General features: G+C 65.4%; 1 pseudogene. It reads left to right on the top strand.

The window, feature by feature from the left end:
• Positions 1-399, top strand: a pseudogene (locus tag IF54_RS40310) (alpha-amylase family glycosyl hydrolase); the annotation flags it as partial.

Below are 399 nucleotides of genomic sequence, written 5' to 3'. Positions count from 1 at the left end.
TCGACTGCCTGTGGCTGCCGCCGTTCTTCAAGTCACCGCTCCGGGACGGCGGTTACGACGTCTCCGACTACACCGCCGTCCTGCCCGAGTTCGGTGACCTCGCCGACTTCGTGGAGTTCGTCGACGCCGCCCACCAGCGCGGCATGCGCGTCATCATCGACTTGGGCCGACGACGACAAGCAGTACCAGGACGCCCGGATCATCTTCGTCGACACCGAGGCCTCCAACTGGACCTTCGACCCGGTCCGCAAGCAGTACTTCTGGCACCGCTTCTTCTCCCACCAGCCGGACCTCAACTACGAGAACCCGGCCGTGCAGGAGGAGATGATCTCCGCGCTGCGGTTCTGGCTGGACCTGGGCATCGACGGCTTCCGCCTCGACGCCGTGCCGTACCTGTAC

Source organism: Streptomyces sp. NRRL B-3229, assembly GCF_000719505.1.
Classification (GTDB): Bacteria; Actinomycetota; Actinomycetes; order Streptomycetales; family Streptomycetaceae; genus Streptomyces; species Streptomyces griseorubiginosus.
This window is presented reverse-complemented; position numbering and strand designations above follow the sequence as displayed.